Raw genomic sequence first — 20627 nt, forward strand, 5'->3', positions numbered from 1 at the left:
CCCTCAGCCGAGGCTGGGGGGCAGCTGCTCGGCGAGCGAGGGGGCGAGCGTCGTGGCGTAGGTGCGGGAGAGGTGGTTGTCGTCGCGGTAGACGGCGACGTTCCCGACGACACCGGGGCAGAAGTCCTCGGGACAGATCCAGGGGGTGAGATCGACGAGGCGCACCCCCGGGCCGGCGAGTTCGCGCGCGGGGTTGACCTCGGCGAGGGAACTCGATCGCGGCACGGCGCAGTCGAGCGGGCTCTCGGTGTCCACGATGCACCCGAACATGTCGAACGCGAACCGCGGGTTGTCCCGCACGGCGATGACGTCCAGGTCGGCATCGGCCATGCGCTGGAGGAACCCCTCGATGCCGGGGCGCAGCGCCTCGTCGTCCTCGCCGGGATCGGAACGGGTGACCACCGTCATCACCGCCGCCGGCGCCAGCCGCTCGGCGTGGGCGATCGCGGTCTCGCGCCACTCGGGGCAGGAGGGATCCATGCCGGGCTCCTCGAGCCCCATCGAGCAACCGCCCTTGATGAGGAACACGACGCCCCAGCCGTTCTGCGCGGCGACCGGCAGGAGGGCTCCGGTCATCTGCTGGGCGTGCGAGTCGCCGATCACGACGATGGTCTGGTCGGCCCGCGGGGTGCCGCGCGTCTCGGAGCACGTGCCCTGGAGGATCTCGACCGCAACGGCCCGATCCCCCGAGCAGTCCTGGTCGAGGTACACCCACTCGTCCTCGAGCTGCGTGGGCAGCGGAAGGAGCACGGCGTCCGCGGGGGGTTCGGGGAGCGCGGGATCACGGAGCACGGCCGCGCCGGGGTTGTCGAGCAGCGCCCGCGCCTCGAGCTCGCGGTCCTGGATGGCGCTGGACACCTGCCACCCGGCGAGCGGGATGACGACGACGGCGGTGGCCACCACGAGCACCGCGACGGGCACGAGGGGCGAGGAGTCGGATCTCCGCCACGCGCGCACCGGTGCGTCCACCAGGGCCGTCAGGCCCCGAGCCAGCACCAGGGAAGCGGCGATCACCAAGGCTCCCCCGACCAGGCCGGCATCCGATCGCCCGGTCACCACGAGCAGGGTGATCAGGATCGGCCAGTGCACGAGGTAGAGCGCGTAGGCGTCGCGTCCGAGTGCCCCCAGGGGCCGGGATGCCAGCAGCCGGGCGGGTCCGACCGGGCGCGGCCCCGACCCGGAGAACACCACGGCGGCGGCGCAGAGGATCGGCCACAGCGCGAGGAAGCCGGGGAAGCCGCCCTGGACGTCCACGAGCATGCCGAGCGCGAGAAGCCCCACCAGGCCCGCCCACCCGAGCACGGCGCGCATCCTCTCACCCGCACGGACGGAGGGCAGGACGACGACCAGGAGCGAGCCGGCGGCGAACTCCCACAGTCGCGCGCCCGTGTCGAAGTACGCGGCCCGCTGGTCGGCGGCGGTGAGGATGACCGAGTACACGAAGGAGATCGCGAAGACCGCGCCGAACGCGACGCCCACGACACGGTCGGGAGACCAGCCGCGTCGGCGGACCAGGATCTGGCAGATCGCCAGGATCACCACCCACAGCAGGAACGCCTGCCCCTGAACCGACAGGGACCAGAAGTGCTGCAGCGGGCTGGGCGTCTCCGTGCGCGCGTAGTAGTCGACGGCATCCGCGGCCAGGACCCGGTTCTGGACGTACAGCAGGGACGCCCACGTCTGCTCCCAGACCGAGTTCCACACCGTCGGCGGATACACCGTGCGCACGAGCGCGAGCACGGCGACCAGGGTGATCGCCGCGGCCGGCAGGAGTCGGCGGAAGATCCCCAGCAGGTGCCGGAGCGGTCGCACCGGGTGCGGGCCCGGCATGCGGCGGACGAACCCGCGCGTCAGGAAGAACGCGGACAGCATGAGGAAGACGTCGACCCCGCCCGACACCCGCCCGAACCACACGTGGTACGTCACCACCAGCAGGACGGCGACGGCACGGAGCCCGTCGATGTCCGCCCGATACCCCCAGCGAGCGTCGTCCACCCCACCGGCGGAGGGCCGTGAGGTGCGGGACGCGGGGAGGGTCGCTCTCACGCCAGCTGGTTGTTCCACATGGACAGGGCCGAACCGATCGCCATGTGCATGTCGAGGTACTGGTAGGTCCCGAGACGCCCGCCGAAGAAAACGTCCTTCTCCCCCTTGGCCAGCTCGCGGTAGGCCAGCAGGCCCGCACGGTCATCCGCGGTGTTCACGGGGTAGTACGGCTCGTCCGCCCGTGTCGCGAACCGCGAGTACTCGCGCACGACGACGGTCTTGTCGGTCGGATACCGGTCCGCCCGCTCGGGGTGGAAGTGCTTGAACTCGTGGATGCGCGTGTAGGGGACGTCGGCGTCGGCGTAGTTCATCACGCTGGTGCCCTGGAAGTCGCCGATCGGCAGGACCTCCTGCTCGAAGTCGAGCGTGCGCCAGGACAGTTCGCCCTCGGCGTAGTCGAAGTAGCGGTCGACCGGGCCGGTGTAGACGACCGGCACCTGTCCGACGGTCGACTTCCGGTTCAGCGGCTGCGACTCGTCGAAGTAGTCGGTCGACAGCTTCACCTGGATGTTCGGGTGGTCGGCCATCCGCTCCAGCCACGCCGTGTATCCGTCGACGGGCAGGCCCTCCCACGTGTCGTTGAAGTACCGGTTGTCGTAGGTGTAGCGGACGGGCAGGCGGGAGATGACCTCGGCGGGCAGATCCTTCGGGTCGGTCTGCCACTGCTTGGCGGTGTAGTCGCGGATGAACGCCTCGTAGAGGGGCCGCCCGATCAGGGCGATCCCCTTCTCCTCGAGGTTGGCGGCGTCCTTCGCGTCGAACTCGCCCGCGAGCTCGTGCACGAGCGCCTTCGCCTGGTCGGGCGTGTACGCCGCCTGGAAGAACTGATTGATCGTGCCGAGGTTGATCGGCAGCGGGAAGACCACGCCCTTGTGCGTCGTGTAGACGCGGTGGACGTACGACGTGAAGTCGGTGAAGCGGTTGACGTACTCCCACACCGTCGGGTTGGAGGTGTGGAAGAGGTGCGCTCCGTACTGGTGCACCTCGATGCCCGTCTCGGGCTCGTTCGCGGAATACGCGTTGCCGCCGATGTGATGACGACGGTCGATGACCGTCACCTTCCGACCCGACGCAGCCGCGCGCTCCGCGATCGTGAGACCGAAGAAGCCCGAGCCGACGATGAGAAGATCCATGTGATGAGGCTTTCGTGTCGAGAGAGAGGGCACGAACCCGAGGGCAGACGCCCGCACGATACTACCCGGGGGCCACTCAGCCGGTAGCGTCACTCAGCGGCCGTGAAGAGACCGTCCGATACGATGGCATGTCGAATCGGCCGCGGACGGAGACGAAACTGCATGGGTGACTGGGTCAGCGCGATTCCGCCGTACCTCGTCGTCGCCGCCATTCTGGTGATACCCGGAGTAGCCGTGGTGGCCGCCGGATGGGGTTTCCGCAATCCACAGCGGCTTCTGCTGGCACCCGCGATCTCCGTGACGATCGCGGCATCGGCTGCCTGCCTCGCCCCGCTGGTCGGCCTGCGCTGGAACCTGATCCCGGTCCTCCTGGTCACCTTGCTCATCGTGGGGATCGCTCTGATCCTGCGCCGTTCGGCCGGGCCCGATGCCGCCCCGGCGCACCGGCGAACCGGAATTGTCGCCGCCGGCGCACTGGTTCTGGCCGCGACGGTGATGACGGTCCTCTACGCCCGCGCCTTCGGCTCCCCCGACAACATCGCGCAACGGTTCGACAACATCGTCCATCTGAACGCCATTGCCTCTGCGCTGCAGAACGGGAGCGCCTCACCGTTCCAGATCGGGTCGACCTCCGACATCGGGTTCTATCCCAACGGCTGGCACGCACTCACCACCCTGGCCGCCGAACTGACCGGATCCTCCGTTCCGATCGCGGTCAACGGAGCCAACCTCGCGATCGTGGCGATCCTGTGGCCGGCATCGACGATGGCGCTCGCCGGCGCGCTGTTCGCACAGCGGCGCACCGCGTACGTTGTCTCCGCGGCCCTGTCGACGGGCTTCGGAGCTTTCCCCGCGCTCTTCTTCAACTGGGGGGTGCTCTACCCGAATATCGTCGGCTATGCGATGCTCCCCGCCGCACTCGCCGCCATCGTCACCGCCCTCTCGGATCGCACTCGGACCGATCTCATTCGCTCCGCCCTGCTCGTCGCCCTGCTCGCGGGTGGGACGTTCCTCGGACACCCCAACGCATTCCTCAGCCTGCTCTTCTTCGCCGCGGCGGCAGTCGTCACGACCTTTGCCGTCCGGGCCGCAGCGGCTCGCGACCGCCGCTCCGCCCTGACCCTCCTCCTGTGGACCGCGGCCTTCACCGTGGCCGTGATCGCCACGGTGGCGGTCTTCCGCACGCCCGCCGACCACTCCGGTTGGGCGCCCTGGCAGAACATGGCGCAATCGTTCGGCGAGGCCGCGCTCGCCTCCCCGCGCGGATATGCGCCGACCCTACTGGTGTCGGCGCTCCTCCTCATCGCATTCATCGCGGTCGCGCGCCGACCGAAGCTCCTCCCGGCCATCGCTCCCTTCGCGGTCGCCGTCCTCCTCTTCGTCGTGTCGTCGGGGCTGCGCGCCGACCACCCGCTGCGTCAGCTGCTGACCAACCCCTGGTACAACGACTCGAACCGTCTTGCTGCGCTGCTGCCAGTGGCTGCCATTCCCGCCGCCACCCTCGGAGCCGTCGTGGTGGTCGACCTCGTTCGCCGGTGGGCTCGCACGCGCAGCCTGCCCGCGTGGTTCCCCGGTCTCGCATCAGCCGTCGGTGTGGTCGTGATCTTCTCGGTCGCCATCGGACCCAACGTCCGCATCGCGCTCGGGCAGGTGCAGGAGGCGTACGCCTACACCGACGCTTCCCTCATCCTCTCCTCCGACGAACGTGCCCTCCTGGACCGGCTCGACGACGAAACCCCGCCCGATGCGGTGATCGCCGGCAGCCCACGGACCGGCACATCGCTGGCTCTCGCCCTCGCCGACCGCACGGTGATGCAGAAGCACGTGTTCGGTTCCCCGTCCCCTGAGCTGCAGTACCTCAACGGTCACCTCCGCGACATCGAGAGCGACCCAGCCGTGTGCTCTGCGATCGATGACCTCGGCATCGACTACGTGCTCGACTTCGGAAGGCAAGACGTCATCGACCCGTCTGGCGCGGCGGCCTACGATGGCATCCAGAATCTGATGCCGTCCGAGCACCTGGTCCTCGTGGACTCGCAGGGACCCGCCGCCCGCCTGTTCCGCATCGAAGGGTGCTGACCGTGGCCGCGCCGGCGACCGTGGCGGTCGCGTACGACTGCCTGTTCCCGTACTCCACCGGGGGCGGGGAGCGGCAGTACCGCGCGTTCGCCGACGAGATCGGGGCGCGGGGGCTCGACGTCGACTACCTCACGTCCGTCCAGTGGGACGGGGCGGTGCCGTCGGAGGACAACTTCCGGATCGTCCCGGTCAGCGGACGCTTGTCCCTGTACTCCGCCGACGGAGTCCGCCGCATCCCCGCCGCCCTCGCGTACGCCGCCGGCCTGTTCCGGGCGTTGCGGCGCAGCCGCGGGCGGTACGACGCCCTCATCGTCAGCGGTCTGCCGATCTTCAACGTCTTCGCCGCACGGCTCGCGCTCCTCGGCACACGGACGCGCGTCGTGGTCGACTACCTCGAGGTCTGGCACCGCCGCCAGTGGGTGGAGTACTCCGGCGCGCTCACGGGCACGATCGCCTGGATTCTGCAGCGGTGCGCGATCGCCGTCACCCCTCTCGCGACGTGCCATTCGCAGCTGAGCGCGACGCGCCTCCGCCGGGAAGGGCTGCGACGCCCGCCGCTCGTGAGCCCCGGACTCATCGACGGTGCCGTGGATGCCGCCCCCACCTCATCGGCATCCCAGCCCCCGTACGTCCTCTACGCGGGGCGGCACATCCCCGACAAGCGCGTCGAGGCGCTCCCCGCCGCGGTCGCGGAGGCCCGCGCCGTCATCCCCGATCTGCGGCTGGTCGTGCTCGGCTCAGGTCCCACCTCGGCTCGGATCCGCGGCGAGGTCGACCGGGTCGGCGGCACGGACTGGACCGACTTCCCGGGCTTCGTCGACGACGACGAACTCGACTCCCTCATGCACGGCGCGCTGGCCCTGATCAACCCGTCCCGCCGCGAGGGCTACGGACTCGTGGTGGTCGAGGCGAACGCCCACGGCACGCCCGTCGTCCTCGTCGCCGACGAGGGCAACGCCGCCACCGAGCTGATCGACGAGGGCGTCAACGGCGTCGTCGCGCCCCGCACCTCCCCCACCGACCTCGCCCGGGCGATCCGGGCCGTCGCCGACGGCGGTGACGACCTGCGCCGCTCCGCGCGCGCCTGGTACGACACCGCCGTGGGCACCCGTACCATCCGACGCACCGTGGAGGGGATCCTGTCGGCGCTGCAGCTGCCGACAGCCCCCGCACCGCGGAACACGAAAGAAGACACGCCGTGACCTCTCCTTCCCCGAACGACGCCGTCGAACTGACGATCCTCATGCCCTGTCTCAACGAGGCGGAGACCCTCGAGGTGTGCATCCGCAAGGCGCAGGGCTTCCTCCAGCGCAGCGGCATCAGCGGTGAGGTCCTCATCTCCGACAACGGCAGCACCGACGGCTCGCAGGCGATCGCCGAGCGTCTCGGCGCCCGCGTCTCGCACGCCCCGCGCCGTGGCTACGGCGCCGCGCTCATCAACGGCATCGACCAGGCCCGCGGCGAGTACGTGATCATGGCGGACGCCGACGACAGCTACGACTTCGAGAACCTCGAGCCGTTCGTCGAGCGGCTCCGGGCCGGGGCCGACCTCGTCATGGGCAACCGCTTCAAGGGCGGGATCGCCCCCGGCGCGATGCCGCCGCTGCACAAGTACCTGGGCAACCCGGTGCTGTCGTTCATCGGAGAGCTGTTCTTCCGCCCCGGCATCCGCGACTTCCACTGCGGACTCCGCGGCTTCAACCGTGCCCGCATCCGCGAGCTCGACCTGCAGACCACGGGCATGGAGTTCGCCTCCGAGATGGTCGTGCGCGCTTCGCTCGCCCGCTACCGGATCGAAGAGGTCCCCACGACTCTCAAGAAGGACGGCCGCTCGCGCCCGCCGCACCTGCGCAGCTGGCACGACGGCTGGCGCCACCTGCGCTTCCTCCTGCTCTTCGCGCCCCGGTGGCTCTTCGTCTACCCCGGGCTCGTGGCGTTCTTCCTGGGGGCGATCACGGTGGGCGTCCTCGCCTTCGGCGGGGTCAACATCGGCGGCGTCGGCTTCGACGTCACCACGATGGTCTACGCCAGCGCCCTCTGCGTCATCGGCTTCCAATCGCTGCTCTTCTTCTGGCTGACCAAGCTCTACGCGACGCAGGAGGGCTTCCTCCCCACGAGCGAGAGATATCGGCGGATCGTGGCGAAGTGGTCGGCCGAACGCGGTCTGCTGATCGGTGTCGGGCTGTTCCTCCTCGGCGTCATCATCGGCATCGTGCAGGTCGCGATCTGGGGCAGCACCGACTTCGGCGCGCAGAACGCCGCCCAGGCGGTGCGCATCGCGGTCCCCAGCGCGCTGCTGATCATCCTGGGCTTCCAGACCGCCATGATGAGCTTCTTCTCGGGCGTGCTCACCACGCCCCGGCGCGAGCAGCGCCCCGAAGCCGTCATCGAGAGCTAGGACCGGCCATCGCCGAGTCCGCGCCCGACAGCCGTGCCACGCGCCGGAGGCTCCTGGGCTTCACGGTCCTTCCCGCCCTGGCCGCCGTCTCGCCCCTCGTCGTCCTGCCGTTCGTGTCGCGGGTGTCGGGGCCGAGCGGATGGTCGAGCGCGCTCGCGGGCGAGGCCGTCGGGACGTTCGCGGCGATCGCCCTGGCTTTCGGATGGACGACGGTGGGGCCCGCCCTGGTCTCGGTGGCATCCGAGGCCCGCCGGGGGCGGATCTATCGGGAAGCCCTGATCGTCCGCTCCCTCACCGCACTGATCGCCCTTCCGATCACGGCCGTGATCAGTGCCTCCCTCGCCTCCGAGGAGTATGTGCTGCTGGCGGTGCTGATGGGGCTGCAGGGCGCCCTCATCTCGCTGTCGTACACGTGGTTCGCCGTGGGTCTCGGCGATCCGTGGTCCATCGCCCTCTACGACGCGGTCCCCCGCGTGATCGCGGCCGTGTGCGTCGCCGCCGCGATCGGTCTCCTCGGCGCCCCGGTCGAGCTGTACCCGCTCTCCGGCATCGCCGTGACGGTGATCGGCACGACGCTCTACACCGTTCGGATCCTCCGGCGCTTCCCCGCGGCGTGGCCCGCGCGGCGGGAGGTTCCGGGACTGTTCCGCATCACCGCACCGGTCGCCGTCAACGAGGGCGCTCTCGGGCTGTACTCGTCCGTCCCCGTGCCGCTGGTCCAGGTCGCCGCGCCCGCCGAGGCGGCCGGGTACGCGTCGGGCGACAAGATGCTCAAGCTGGGGCAGTTCCTCCCGATCACGCTCGCCAACGCCCTCCAGTACTGGACGGCCGAGGTGAGCGGCGAGGCACGCGCGCGACGGCTGCGGCGGGCGCTCGGCCTGCACATCGCGATGGGGCTCCTCGGCTGGGCCGCCCTCGGATCCCTGGGGTCGTTCGTGAGCCTCGTGCTGTTCGGCGAGAGCACGGTCGCCCCGGTCGGAGTGGTGGTCGTGCTCGGTTTCGCGTTCGCGTGCTACTCGACGCGGATGTCGATGATCCGGCACTTCCTCTTCCCGGCGCACGCCGCCACCACGGTCATGATCGCCACCCTCGTCGCCAGCGCCGTCGGCCTTCCGCTCATGATCGCCCTCACCTACGCCATCGGCCCCGTCGGCACCGCGATCGGCTACGGCGCGACCGAACTGATCGCGACCGTCTGGATGATCCGCCGCACCCGGCGCGCCTACCGCGAGCTCGTCGCGGCGCCGGCCGCGACGGACGTCCCGGCCCGAGGCTTCATCGACCCCGACGATAGGATCGTTCCGTGACCCGTGTACTCGTCGATCTGCTGTTCTTCACGGGCAAGCAGGGCGGCACCGAGACCGTGGCGCGTCAGGTCTACTCGCGGCTCGCGGAGCGACCCGGCTGGGAGTTCGTGGGCTATGCGAGCAGCGAACTCGTCGCCGCCGGTGCGGAGTGGTTCCCCGGTCGCCTCATCGACTCGGGACTCCAGTGCGACAAGCGACCGCAGTGGGCGTGGGGAGAAGTGTTCGGGGTGTCCCGGGCCGCGCGGTCGGTCGGCGCCGACCTCATCCACTCCCCCGCGAACTTCGGGCCGCCGCGTCCCGGCGTGCCCCTCGTCCTCACCCTGCACGACATGCTGGCGTTCAAGCGCCCCGAGTTCCTGCCCAGCAAGGCCGGTGTGCTGCCGACGAAGCTCCTGATCTCCGGCGCCGCGCGCGCCGCATCCCGCATCGTCACGGACTCCGAGGCCGCGCGGGCCGACATCCTCGAGATCACCGGCCGGGATGCCGCGGACGTCACCGTCGTCTTCCCCGGGGGATCGGGCGTCCGTCGCGACGTCGACGAGCAGCCGCGTTCCGGGCTGTTCAGCCTCGGCAACCGCATGCCGCACAAGAACTTCCCCCGCCTGCTGGAGGCTCTCGCGCTCCTCCCCGAAGCGAGTCGTCCAGTCCTGACGATCTCCGGCAGCCACGGCGACGACCCGCTGCGCGCGGTCGCGGCCGACCTCGGCATCGAGAAGTGGGTGGATCTGCGCGGCTGGCTCACCCAGGACGAGGTCGAGAACCTCTACCGCACGTCCGCCGCGGTCGTGTTCCCCACGCTCTTCGAAGGCTTCGGGCTGCCCGTGCTGGAAGGCATGGAGCGCGGCTGCCCCGTCATCTGCTCGGACATCCCCGTGCTCCGCGAGGTCGGCGGCGACGCGGTGCGCTACTTCGACCCGCTCGATCCGGCCGACATCGCCCGGCAGATCGAGCGGACGCTCGCCGATCCCGCCGCCCGGGCGGCCATGGTGGAAGACGGCCGCGAGCGCGCCGGGCTGTTCACCTGGGATGCCACGGCCGAGGGCATGCTCGAGGCGTTCGGGCGCGTCACGCGCTGAGGTCGGGCGAAGTCAGGCGGCGCGATTCTCGCGCGCGGCGCGGCGCACCCGTGCGAGACGCTGCCAGATGGTGAGAAGCAGAACGGCGCAGAGCACGGCCCCGAGGACACCGAAGCCGATCAGCGCGGGCCCTATGGCCGGAAGGAAGGCGAAGAACACGGCCGCCTGAACCCCCACCGCGATGACGAGCACCACCGCCGCCGCTCGCGAGGCGTCCGAGATCAGCTGGATCAGGAGCCCCTGCAAGACGATCCAGGGCACATACGCGATCGCGACCGGCAGCAGCAGCGACTTCGCCTCCGCGTACGCAGACCCGTAGAGGACATCGACGAGGGGGCCGCCGATGAGGAGGAACACGACGACCACCGCCACGGCGGCCGCGGCGGAGGCCAGGAGCGAAACCAGGACCCCCAGGCGGGTCAGGTCCGCCTCGCCGCGGTTGCGCGCGAAACGCGGCAGGAGATACAGCGAGAGCGTCGACGGAAGAATGAACGACGACTTCACCAGCACCGCGACGGACGCGTAGGCACCGGCGAAATCAGGGGGTGTGAGCATCCGCATGAAGAAGACGTCGGAACTGGTGAGCCAGGCCAACGCGACGGTGATCACCATGATCGTCACGCCGTCCGCGGTGAAGATCGAGCGCGACGGCGCCGGGGCTCGACGTGCGGACACGGCTGCGCCGATCACGGCCAGCCCCGTCCCGGCGACGACCGCACCCGCAGCTCCCCCCACCCCGGCGCCGAGCACGAGAGCGGGGACCGCCAGCACGACCCGGAAGACGAGCGAGGCGGTGGACCATCCGACGGTCGCGGCAGCCCGGCCCGTTCCCTGAATACGTCCCAGGTAGGCGGCGAAGAGGAAGCTCAGCGGGACGGTGACGGCAGCCGTGAGGACGATGGCGGTGTTGGCATCCAGAGCACTCGCCAACAGCGGAGAGAGGACCGACACGAGCACACCGCCCGCGAGTCCGACCACCACCGCATCGAGTGGCAGGCGAAACCTCGACGGAGCGGCGCGAACGGCGCCGAGACGAGCGGTCTCGACGGCGACGGAGTTCTGCAGCGCGGAGCTCCCGATCGCGGCGACGTTGACGATGGACCAGAACGCCGCGAGGATGCTGAAATCCGCCGCCCCCAGGAACCGGGCGGTGACGACGTGGAATGCGAACGCCGCGATCGCGCCTATCGCGCTGGCCACTCCCACCGCGGCGAGCGCGACCGCGTGCGCGCGGACGTGTCCGCCGCGGCCGACCGCAGGCGTCATGCGTCCACCGGCGCGATACCGGTGGCGTCGGAGGAACGGCGCTCTCGCGCGGGGGGCCAGGCGACGGTGAGGAGGACGGCGATGGCCGCGGCGAACGCGAGCGTGCCGAACACCCAGACGCCCATCGGCGAGATGGGCGCGTTCCACCACCACTCGATGTCACGGTCGAGGTTGATGCCGACACGGTCGAGACCGGTCACGTACCGGCGCAAATTCACGTGGAGCGCGACGCTGTTGGCGACGATCAGTCCCACACCGGCCACGATCAACTGCGCGCGCCCGAGACCCAGCGATGCTCCCCGGAGGCCGATGAGGACGACCCCCGCGAACATGATCACGAGCGGGAAGCCGTACCGCGGCTGCACGCCGTTTCCGACGACGACACCGTCGTGCATGAGGAGGAAGAGAGGAACGGCGACGACTCCTGCTCCGACGGCCGCGACGACCAGCCACTTGCGCCACGACCCGACGCGCAGACCCCAGAAGACGACTCCCCCGAAGATCAGCATCGTCGTCACCCAGACGATCCCGGGCATGTAGGTGTCCAACCACCCGAGCCCCCACGTCCCCGTGAAGCCGGTGATCAGCTGCGGCAGTTGCTTGACGTTGATGAAGAGCAGCTCGCTGAACGTGTACGTCTGATTCTTCACGACCGTCGCGCCGCCGACCACCGCCGACTGCCCCGCGCTGAGGAACAGCGCGGCGGAGACGAGGACCAGCGCCACCGGAAGGAGCGACTCCAGAGCGAATCGCCGGTCGCGGCGGAAGGAGAGCGCGGCACCGACGAAGAGCGCGAGCATCGCGTAGGCCGCGGCATCACCGCGCGATCCCGCACCGACGACGACGAGCAGGACCGTCAGGACCGCGAGCGCAGCCTTCCGCCATCCTCGTTGCTGGAAGTACCCCCAGGTCGCCGCCCACAGCGCGGTCGCAGAGATGACGGCCCACGAACTCGGATTGACGCTGGCGACGAGGAACGCTCCGAGCGGGACCGCGGTGATCAGTGCCCCCCAGATCAGCGGCGCCCGCCCGGACCGCGGCAGCAGGAAGAACACGACCGCGATCAGCCCCACGTAGAGAAGGGCGTTCACAGAACGGATGAGGACGATGGATGCCGAGAGGTCGTCGCCCGCGAACAGGTGCATCGTCGCGTAGTAGACCGGCGGGTAAGCCTCGCCGTTCCAGTTGCCCCGCGTGCTGACGCGCGTTCCGGTCTCGTCGCGGGGGCAGGACGCCGCGGCGGTGGAATCGAACGCGAAGCAGCTCGCCGCGTCCAGCACGTCGGCGTGCAGCGTCCGCTCCTCGGACTGAGGAGTGGAGGAGCAGAGGTCCGTCGGGGCGGTCGTCGCGCACCAGATGGATGCCATGTGGTAATCGTCGTCCGGGCTGGAACCGGGGGGAGACGAGACCGCCCACGCCAGCAACGCCAGGAGCACAGCGGCGATGATCGCCGCCGGTCGAAGTCGTCGGACGGCGGATGGGAATCTCATCGGGCGCGGGCTCCTTCGTAGGATCAGCTGACGTCCACAGCGGCAAGAGGCTCTGCTTCGCCACGGACTAGGCTTGTCGGGTGTCCCGCAGCCCCGCTCCATGCTATCCGGCGCCGAGATCGCCCCATGCCGTGACGGCTGGGGCGCGCCGTCGGCCGGGGCTGCGATGAGCGCGTCGCCGATGCCGGTTCTGAGCGTGGTGATCCCCGCGTACAACTCGGCTCCCTGGATCTCTTCGACCGTCGCCGCCCTGTCGGAGGCGGTGCAGCGCGCGGGGCTCGACGTGGAGCTGATCGTGGTCGACGACGGCTCGATCGACGACACTGCCGGGGCCACCCGCTCGGCCACCGCGACCTTCCCCGGCCGCTCGGAGGTGATCACGCAGCCGAACGCCGGGCGCTTCGCCGCACGGCGTCGGGGCCTCGAGTCCGCGAGGGCAGACATGGTCCTCCTGTTGGATTCGAGAGTCCTCATCGGGCCCGACAGCCTCCGCGACGTCTGGCCGCGGGTCGCGAACGACGACCTCCGCGTGTGGAACGGGCACATCGTCATCGATCCGTCCACGCCGCTCGTCGGGCTCTTCTGGGAAGTGCCGACCCACTTGTTCTGGTCCCATTACCTCGCCGACCCGCGCCCCATGGTCCTGACCCCGGAGAACTTCGATCGGGCACCGAAGGGGACGACGATGTTCCTGGCTCCGCGGACGGTGCTGGACGAGGCGTTCCGTTTCGCCGCTCCGACAGTCGAATCCCCCCTCGTGTCCGACGACACCAAGGTGCTCCGTTGGATCGCCGGGCACGGCGGCATCCGGCTCGACCCCGTATTCCGGGCGACCTATCGCCCCCGTACGACCGTACGGGGCTTCCTCGCTCACTCCTTCGACCGCGGGACGCTGTTCGTCGACTCGTACGCCGGGACGACCCCACTGCGGTCGGTCGTCCTCCTCCTCCTCGCCGTCGCCCCCCTCGCCCTCGGCGCGATCTTCCTGTCGGCGGTTATCGGCGGACGCGCGCGGAGACTCCTCCCGATCGGCGGCTTGTTCGCCGCCGCCGTCGCCGCCGTGAGCGGAACCGCCGCGTCCCGGCGGTGTCCGCCCCGGTCGATCCGAGCCTTCCTGACATACCTGCTGCCGTTCGCGGCGCCGTTCTGGGCGGGGATCGTCCGGGGCATCGGAATCCATCGCGCCGCTTTCCTCTCGCGCGCACCGAAGGAGCACACGCCATGATCGTCTTCATCTACGGCACGACCGCAGAAGCCATCAAACTCGCCCCGATCATGCGCCGACTCGACGACCGCGGGGTGGCCTACCAGCAGTGGGTGACGTTCCAGCACACCGACGCCCTGCGGGCCGCCATGCCCGAACTGGGCCTGCGGGGTCCCGATCGGGTCATCGCCGACGGGTGGCGGGGTCGTCCGCTCAAGCGCCCCATCCAGATGGTCGGCTGGATGGCGACCGTGGGCGGGTGGGCGATCCGCCACTTGGGCGCTCTTCGCCGCGCTCCCCGCGGGGGCGTCGTGATCGTCCACGGCGACACGATGACGACGGTGCTCGGGACGTTCATCGGCCGTCTTGCCGGCGTTCCCGTCGCCCACGTCGAGGCCGGCCTGCGGTCGGGCGACTGGCGGCATCCCTTCCCCGAGGAGTTGGACCGGCGCATCGTCGGTCGCCTCGCCGCCATCCACTACGCCCCCACACCCGAGACTGCAGCCAACCTCGCCGGGCGGTCGAACGTCATCGTGACCCAGGGCAACACCGTGAAGGATGCCGTCCGCGACAGTGCCGCGCGCGGGCTCCGCACCGACGCGTCGTCATCCCCCTACGGACTCGTGCTGCTGCACCGGTTCGAGTTCATCTCGAACCCTCAACTCGTCGTCGAAACGCTGCGAACCCTGAACGACCACACCCCGGTCGACCTCAGGGTCGTCGTCGACTCATACTCGCGCGACGCGATCGAACGCGTCATCGGCGAACACGGGCTGTCGCGGTTGACCCCGACGGCCAAGCAGGAGCACGCGGCCTTCGTAGCCAGCTTGCAGGGCGCGCAGCTCGTCGTCACCGATTCGGGCGGTGTGCAGGAGGAGTCGGCCGTGTTCGGCATCCCGACCCTCATCCACCGCATGGCCACTGAACGCTCGGAAGGCCTCGGCACCAGCGCCCTGTTGTCCCACTGGGACCAGGACGTCGTCCGTCGATTCCTCGCCGATGCGGACACCCGGCGGGCTGCGGCCGATGCGGAGTCCGCCTCACCCTCCGACATCATCGTCGAAGACCTCATCGCCCGCGGGTTCGCCGGAACCGTCTGAGCGTCGCGTCCGCGGACACCGACTCAGTCGGAACGGTCGCCGGAGTTGTTCGCTCGCAAGTCGTCGACCTCGGCGCGGAGGATCGCGACCTCTTCGGCGACGCGGCGAATCTCTTCCTCGGCGCGCGAGAGTTCCCACGACAGATGGAGCGTCACTCCGGTCAGCAAGGCAACCGCGAGCGCGAAGAAGAGGTTCGCGGGAACGAGCACGCCCAGCAGCCCGGCCAACCCGCTGAGGAGGTCGGGGAAGAACGCGAGAACGAGCATCGCCGCTCCGATGAGCAGCCACATGACGGCGTACTTCTCTCGCAGATGGCGACGCATGAGCAGCACGACGATGATCGTGAGGATCACGAGCGCGAACGCGATGCCGACCGGAACGATCATGCGTGGGGCCTCCGGCGTAGGGCGCCTCGCATGAGCGCGAGCGAGATGGCGAACACGGAGCGCACGAGATACACCGTCGACCCCACGACGTTCTGACTCGGCTTGCCGTGCATGCGCGGCCGCATCGCCACCGGGACCTGCGTCACCGTCAGACCGGAGTGCAGAGCCTCCACGAGTGAGTCGAGGGTGTCGCCGAGGTACTCGGCCGGGTAGTAGCGCACGTACTGCTCGATGGCGCGCCGGTTCGCGGCGCGGAATCCGCTCGTGACATCGGTCAGCCGGACGCCGGAAACCCGCGAGACGATGGCAGCGAGGAACACCATCGCCCATCGTCGTGGACCGCTCACCTGATAGTCGCCGACGTCCGCGAACCGGGCGCCGATCGAGATGTCGGCCCGCTCGAGCCCGTCCAGGACCAGGCGGATGTGATCGGGGTTGTGCTGTCCGTCGGCATCCACCTGAATCGCCCGGGAGTATCCCCGGCGCGCGGCGAACGTGAAGCCCGTCCGCATCGCGCCGCCCACCCCGAGGTTGAAGGGCAGCACGAGAACTTCCGCTCCGGCGGAACGGGCAGCCTCGCTCGTCCCGTCCCAGGATCCGTCGTCGATCACGATGACGTCGTATCGGTCGTCCGCGGCTCGGATCTCACGAACGGTGTGGCCGACATTACGGACCTCGTTCCACGCCGGCACGAGCACGGCGACGCGATCACCCAGGTCCGTCATAACCAGGACAGTCTACTGCCCCGCCTGTGGCTCCTGCGGCAGCGGCGACGGCGGCGGATCGGGAAGTTCCTATACTTGACGGGTGCGGAGACGAGCCCGAGCGATTCTGCGTCGGGCGCGGTCGTCCTCAGTCCTGGCGCCCCTGGTCGTGGCGGCCGATCGATGGTGGTGGGCGCGCACGATCCGCCGTGCGGACGTCGTCGACCTCGAGTTCGTCGTCGCCCAGGGCGGACCCCCGACCGCGAGTCGCGCCGTCCGCGCCTATGTGCGGGGCGGCTTCCGATCCGGATTCGCGCTGAACCCGTTGTTCATGGAGCGACTGGTGTCATCGCAACTCCCGGACGCCGGGCGCGTGCCCGCACTCTACGCATATCTGGCGAACGACGTGCGCGGAATCGAAGCGAGCGTCGTGTGGGACGCGCCCGCCTACGCGACCCGCAACCCCGATTCCCCCGACGATCGCGGCAGCGTGCTGGGGCACGCGTGGCGCCGCGCCCGGCAGGAGGGCGTCCTCGAAGTCTCCGACGGCGAGCGGACGTCCTGGGACGTCCTGCATGCCTCCGCATGCGCGGCGGTGGCGGGAGCTCGAGGGGTCATTCCCCGCGTCCTCGACGCCCCCGCGGCCGTCGTGGCCCGTTTCGCCGATGACGAAGGGCTCCCGGCCACCCCTCTCCGGGAGACGAGGGACGCCGCCGATCGAATCGGCGCCGCACTGGTGCTGGCGCTCGGCGGTCCGGGGAGCGAAGTGGCCGCCGCGGCGGCCCAGATCGCCGCGACCCGGCCGCACACCGTCCTGGTCCGGGACACCGAGGACGTGGCGAGCCGCGTGGCGGCGACCCTCCCCACGGACGCGGTCGTCGTCGTGCGCGGCCCGCACGCCGAGATCTCCGCCGACGATCTCCTCGTGCTCGCACGGTCCGCCTCGGACGGCCCGGTCGCCCCGCTCTGGCTCGGATGGGATGGATCGGTGGCCTCCGCCGGCACGGGTGTGCGAAACGGACGTTCATACCGTCTTCTCGCCGGATTCCCTCGAGAGGACGCGATGGCGCTCGGGCCCGTCGTCCTCTCCTCGGAGGTGGATGGCACGACCTACGCGCGCCCTGTGGCGCCTTCGGACCGAGCGGCTCGTACCCTGACGGACGCGGTCGTGCGGGCCCCGGCTCTCCCGCGCGCGTCCTCGAGGCCCGTCGCGGGCCCCGACACGGACATCGCCGAGCTCGTGGCACCGCTCGGCTGGGTGGTCGAAGGCTGGACCTCCTCCGGTCCACGCTTCCGGCGTCTGGCCCGTGATACCGCGCTTCCGGGAGGACGACGCTCCCCCTCGCTTCGATGGGCGATCAAGATCGCCGCGCCCCCCGGACGTCCCGGCGAGGCCTGGGGCGACACCCACTTCGCACGCGGGATCGCCGACGCGCTGCGCCGACTCGGACAGGAGGTGGTGATCGACGCGTATGCGGCGCGGGATCGCTCGTCCTCCGCGCTCGATGAGGTCGTGCTGGCCCTTCGCGGCCCGGAGCCGCTCCTGCCTCAGCCCGGGGCGGTTTCGTTGCTGTGGGTGATCAGCCACCCGGACGAGCTGGACCGCGACGATGTCGCGGGCTTCGACGCGGTGTTCGCCGCGTCGGAGAGTTGGGCGCGCGCCAAGACGCGCGAGTGGGAGCGCGACGTTCATCCGCTCCTTCAGTGCACGGACACAGAACGATTCCGCCCGCACGGCACCCCCCGGGGCGACCGGTACGTGTTCGTCGGGACGTCGCGGGGAATAGCGCGGCCTTCGGCCGTCGAGCCGATCCGCGCGGGACTCCCCGTCGATGTCTACGGTCCGGATTGGCGCGGCTACATTCCGCCCTCGACGATCGTCGCCACACACGTCCCCAACAGCGAACTCCCGCGCTTGTATGAGGGTGCGCGCGCCGTGCTCAACGACCACTGGCCCGCTATGCAGCGCCACGGCTTCGTGTCGAACCGACTGTTCGATGTCGTGGCCGCTGGGGGCCGGGCCGTCAGCGACCAGGTGGACGGGATCGACGCGCTCTTCTCCGGTGCCGTCGCTACCTATGAGACGGTGCCGGAACTCCTCCAGACGCTGTCGAGCGATCCCGACGAAATGTTCCCCGACCCAGAGACGCTCTCCCTGATCTCCGAACGGGTGAGGCGCGAACACTCGTTCGACGCCCGCGCTCGGACCTTGCTCGACGCCGCACTCCAGCTCCGCGGCTGAGGTCGGGGATCGCGGTCAGCCCACGGTCACCGCGACGTCGGCGGTCGCCGTGCCCAGCGTGGGCTCGGGGGTCCGGACGCTGAAGGTCGCACCATGTGCGATCCCGTGCACCCCGCCCTCCTCGGGTGCTACGGCGTTCGCATGCACGTGATAGGTCCCCTCGCCCAGGTGCAGCGCGCCGACCCGGAAGTCGATCGAGAGCTCTCCGTCGATGGGGGGCAGGGGCGTGTGCAGAAGATCGGTGTTGGACGCGAACACCATGTGCCCCATCGGGGTGTTGATGCTGAACCCTGCAGCCCAGGGCGTGATCGGCCGCGCCGAGCGCAAGCCGAGTCGGATCGTGAGCGGCTCACCGGAGTCGAACGTGCGGTTTCGTTCGCCATCGACACCGAGGATCTCGACGCTCGCGACATTGATGGGTGCGGCACCGGCCGTCTCGCTGACCGTGGCGTCGTCGCGGCCTTCGAGAACGTCGCGGAGGACCCCGATTGCCTCATCGACGTCGCCGTCGTGCACGACCTCGCCCTTGCGAAGAACGATTCCACGGTCGCAGAGTTCCGCCACCTGCTGAGCCGAGTGGCTGACCAGAATGATCGTGCAGCCCTCCGCCCGGAACCTGGCGATCCGATCCATGCACTTGCGCTGGAACGCCTCATCGCCCACCGCGAGCACCTCGTCGACGAGCAGGATGTCGGGATTCGTGTGGATGGCGACCGAGAAGGCCAGGCGCACGTACATCCCCGAGGAGTAGAACTTCACGGCGGTGTCGATGAAGTCGGCGATCCCACTGAACTCCACGATGTCCTCGAACCGCGCGTCGACCTCCGCGCGGCTCAGCCCGAGGATCGCGGCATTGAGATAGATGTTCTCGCGCCCACTCAGATCGGGGTGGAATCCGGCACCGAGCTCGAGGAGCGCTGCCATCCGCCCGCGTGTCTGCACGGTTCCGGACGTGGGCGAGACGATTCCGCCGATGAGCTTGAGCAGCGTGCTCTTGCCCGAGCCGTTCGCTCCCATGAGGGCGACCGTCGTCCCGGCCCCGATCTCGATGCTGACGTCCTTGACGGCGACGAAATCCTCCCGGTGCGTCTTCCCCTGACGTCCCAGGTGCACGATGCGGTCTTTGAGGCTGTTGTCCTTGCGGACGCGGAAACGCTTGCGCACCTCGTTCAGGCGCACAACCACAGGGCCGAAAGCGTCGTCCATCACAGCTCCTGAGCGAAATTTCCTTGCAGGCGGGTGAAGACCCGGTGGGACACGAAGAGAAGCACCAGCCCGACGATCCCGGCGACGAGCATGCGGAGCTCGAGACCCGGAGGGTAGTCCTGCGGTGATCCCGCCCCCCAGAACGCCTTGTGGAAGCCGAGGATGGCGAGGGTGAGCGGGTTGGCGAGGTACACCTCGAGAATCCACGACGGGAGCGAGAATCGCGCGATCACGTCGCTCACCATCCGCCACGAGTAGACGATGGGAGACGCCCACATCGCGAGCATCAGCACGACCTCGGTGAGGTACTGGATGTCGCGCAAGTAGACGTTGACGGCGCTCAGAAGAAGCCCCACCGCCGTCCCGTACACGAGGACGAGGGCGAGCGAGGGGAAGAACCACAGCATCTCGACCGGGGTCGGAAGCGCCTGGAAGACCAGAGCGGCGATCACCAGCACGGAGAGCTGGACCAGGAACATGAACCCGGCGCCGCCGACGCTGGCGAAGGGGAATATCTCACGAGGGAGATAGATCTTCTTCACCAATCCCGAGTTCATCAGGATCGAGCCGGTCGCACCCGACACGGTGTCGTTAAAGAACTGGTACAGCGTCAGGCCGGCGAACAGGTAGATCGCGAAGTTCGGGATGCCCTCGGCGGCGCGCAGAAACTGACCGAGGACGATGAAATACATCAGGAACTGGATCAGCGGTCGAATGACCGTCCACAAGAACCCGAGGAAGCTGTCGCGATACCGCGCCTGCAGGTCCCGCCGGATCAGAAGGAACAGCAGGTCGCGACGAGACAAAAGTTCTCGGAGCTTGCCCCCGCGTCCGGGGAAGGACATGCCACGTGCATCCACCGTCGCGAACGGTAGAAGCGCGAGCGCGGCGAATCTCTCTGATTTTTCCAAGCCTGACCATCGTTCTTCGGGAATCATGATTCTAACGGGCGAGATCGACGGATCGCTCTGACGCGCCTCGACGCCCCCT

Annotated in this window: 16 protein-coding genes; 8 read left to right on the plus strand and 8 right to left on the minus strand. The window is 69.6% G+C overall.

What is annotated here, in order from left to right:
- Positions 1-3: 3 nt before the first annotated feature.
- Together CSIV_RS05680 and glf are read right to left on the minus strand one after the other, a co-directional pair.
- Complete coding sequence (locus tag CSIV_RS05680) at positions 4-2046, minus strand: acyltransferase family protein (protein ID WP_077050428.1); 2043 nt, start codon at positions 2044-2046, stop codon at positions 4-6.
- Positions 2043-3179, minus strand: coding sequence for a UDP-galactopyranose mutase (gene glf / locus CSIV_RS05685; RefSeq protein WP_077050429.1), 1137 nt, complete (start codon positions 3177-3179; stop codon positions 2043-2045). Before glf ends, CSIV_RS05680 begins: the two co-directional genes overlap by 4 nt.
- A gap of 162 nt (positions 3180-3341) precedes the next feature.
- Between glf and CSIV_RS05690 the strand changes: the two genes are divergently transcribed.
- The 5 genes from CSIV_RS05690 to CSIV_RS05710 all read left to right on the plus strand — a co-directional run bounded on the left by CSIV_RS05690 (position 3342) and on the right by CSIV_RS05710 (position 10039).
- Positions 3342-5258, plus strand: coding sequence for a DUF6541 family protein (locus tag CSIV_RS05690; RefSeq protein WP_077050430.1), 1917 nt, complete (start codon positions 3342-3344; stop codon positions 5256-5258).
- A gap of 2 nt (positions 5259-5260) precedes the next feature.
- Entirely contained in the window at positions 5261-6460 is a 1200-nt protein-coding gene (locus tag CSIV_RS05695) for a glycosyltransferase family 4 protein (RefSeq protein ID WP_160897480.1), read from the plus strand.
- A complete protein-coding gene (locus CSIV_RS05700) occupies positions 6457-7656 on the plus strand; it encodes a glycosyltransferase family 2 protein (RefSeq protein WP_238592337.1) in 1200 nt (399 codons plus the stop codon). Before CSIV_RS05695 ends, CSIV_RS05700 begins: the two co-directional genes overlap by 4 nt.
- Before the next feature lie 122 nt (positions 7657-7778).
- On the plus strand, positions 7779-8963 hold the full coding sequence (locus CSIV_RS05705) for a hypothetical protein (protein ID WP_077050432.1): 1185 nt from the start codon (positions 7779-7781) through the stop codon (positions 8961-8963).
- Positions 8960-10039 carry a glycosyltransferase family 4 protein gene (locus CSIV_RS05710; protein ID WP_077050433.1) on the plus strand — a complete coding sequence of 360 codons (1080 nt, stop codon included), beginning with the start codon at positions 8960-8962 and terminating at the stop codon, positions 10037-10039. The genes CSIV_RS05705 and CSIV_RS05710 overlap by 4 nt, the downstream gene beginning before the upstream one ends.
- Positions 10040-10051: 12 nt before the next feature.
- Here CSIV_RS05710 and CSIV_RS05715 read toward each other — a convergent pair whose 3' ends face one another.
- Positions 10052-11305, minus strand: coding sequence for a hypothetical protein (locus CSIV_RS05715; protein ID WP_077050434.1), 1254 nt, complete (start codon positions 11303-11305; stop codon positions 10052-10054).
- A complete protein-coding gene (locus CSIV_RS05720; RefSeq protein WP_077050435.1) occupies positions 11302-12795 on the minus strand; it encodes a DUF2142 domain-containing protein in 1494 nt (497 codons plus the stop codon). The genes CSIV_RS05715 and CSIV_RS05720 overlap by 4 nt, the downstream gene beginning before the upstream one ends.
- 166 nt (positions 12796-12961) lie before the next feature.
- Between CSIV_RS05720 and CSIV_RS05725 the strand changes: the two genes are divergently transcribed.
- A complete protein-coding gene (locus tag CSIV_RS05725) occupies positions 12962-14020 on the plus strand; it encodes a glycosyltransferase family 2 protein (RefSeq protein WP_175627571.1) in 1059 nt (352 codons plus the stop codon).
- On the plus strand, positions 14017-15099 hold the full coding sequence (locus CSIV_RS05730) for a UDP-N-acetylglucosamine 2-epimerase (protein WP_077050437.1): 1083 nt from the start codon (positions 14017-14019) through the stop codon (positions 15097-15099). Before CSIV_RS05725 ends, CSIV_RS05730 begins: the two co-directional genes overlap by 4 nt.
- 23 nt (positions 15100-15122) lie before the next feature.
- Here the strand turns inward: CSIV_RS05730 and CSIV_RS05735 are convergent, their stop codons facing one another.
- The gene (locus CSIV_RS05735; RefSeq protein ID WP_077050438.1) at positions 15123-15485 is read right to left on the minus strand and encodes a DUF2304 domain-containing protein; all 363 of its coding nucleotides are present in this window, start codon (positions 15483-15485) and stop codon (positions 15123-15125) included.
- The gene (locus tag CSIV_RS05740; RefSeq protein WP_077050439.1) at positions 15482-16210 is read right to left on the minus strand and encodes a glycosyltransferase family 2 protein; all 729 of its coding nucleotides are present in this window, start codon (positions 16208-16210) and stop codon (positions 15482-15484) included. Before CSIV_RS05740 ends, CSIV_RS05735 begins: the two co-directional genes overlap by 4 nt.
- Before the next feature lie 82 nt (positions 16211-16292).
- On the opposite strand from CSIV_RS05740, the gene CSIV_RS05745 reads away from it, so the two are divergent.
- On the plus strand, positions 16293-18431 hold the full coding sequence (locus CSIV_RS05745) for a glycosyltransferase family protein (protein ID WP_139340612.1): 2139 nt from the start codon (positions 16293-16295) through the stop codon (positions 18429-18431).
- Between the two features lie 15 nt (positions 18432-18446).
- Here CSIV_RS05745 and CSIV_RS05750 read toward each other — a convergent pair whose 3' ends face one another.
- Both CSIV_RS05750 and CSIV_RS05755 read right to left on the minus strand, forming a co-directional pair.
- Complete coding sequence (locus CSIV_RS05750) at positions 18447-19637, minus strand: ABC transporter ATP-binding protein (protein ID WP_077050441.1); 1191 nt, start codon at positions 19635-19637, stop codon at positions 18447-18449.
- Positions 19637-20497, minus strand: a complete 861-nt coding sequence (locus CSIV_RS05755; protein ID WP_238592338.1) for an ABC transporter permease — start codon at positions 20495-20497, stop codon at positions 19637-19639. Before CSIV_RS05755 ends, CSIV_RS05750 begins: the two co-directional genes overlap by 1 nt.
- Positions 20498-20627: the final 130 nt, after the last annotated feature.

Origin of the sequence: Microbacterium sp. CSI-V, assembly GCF_001984105.1 — a bacterium.
GTDB lineage: Bacteria > Actinomycetota > Actinomycetes > Actinomycetales > Microbacteriaceae > Microbacterium.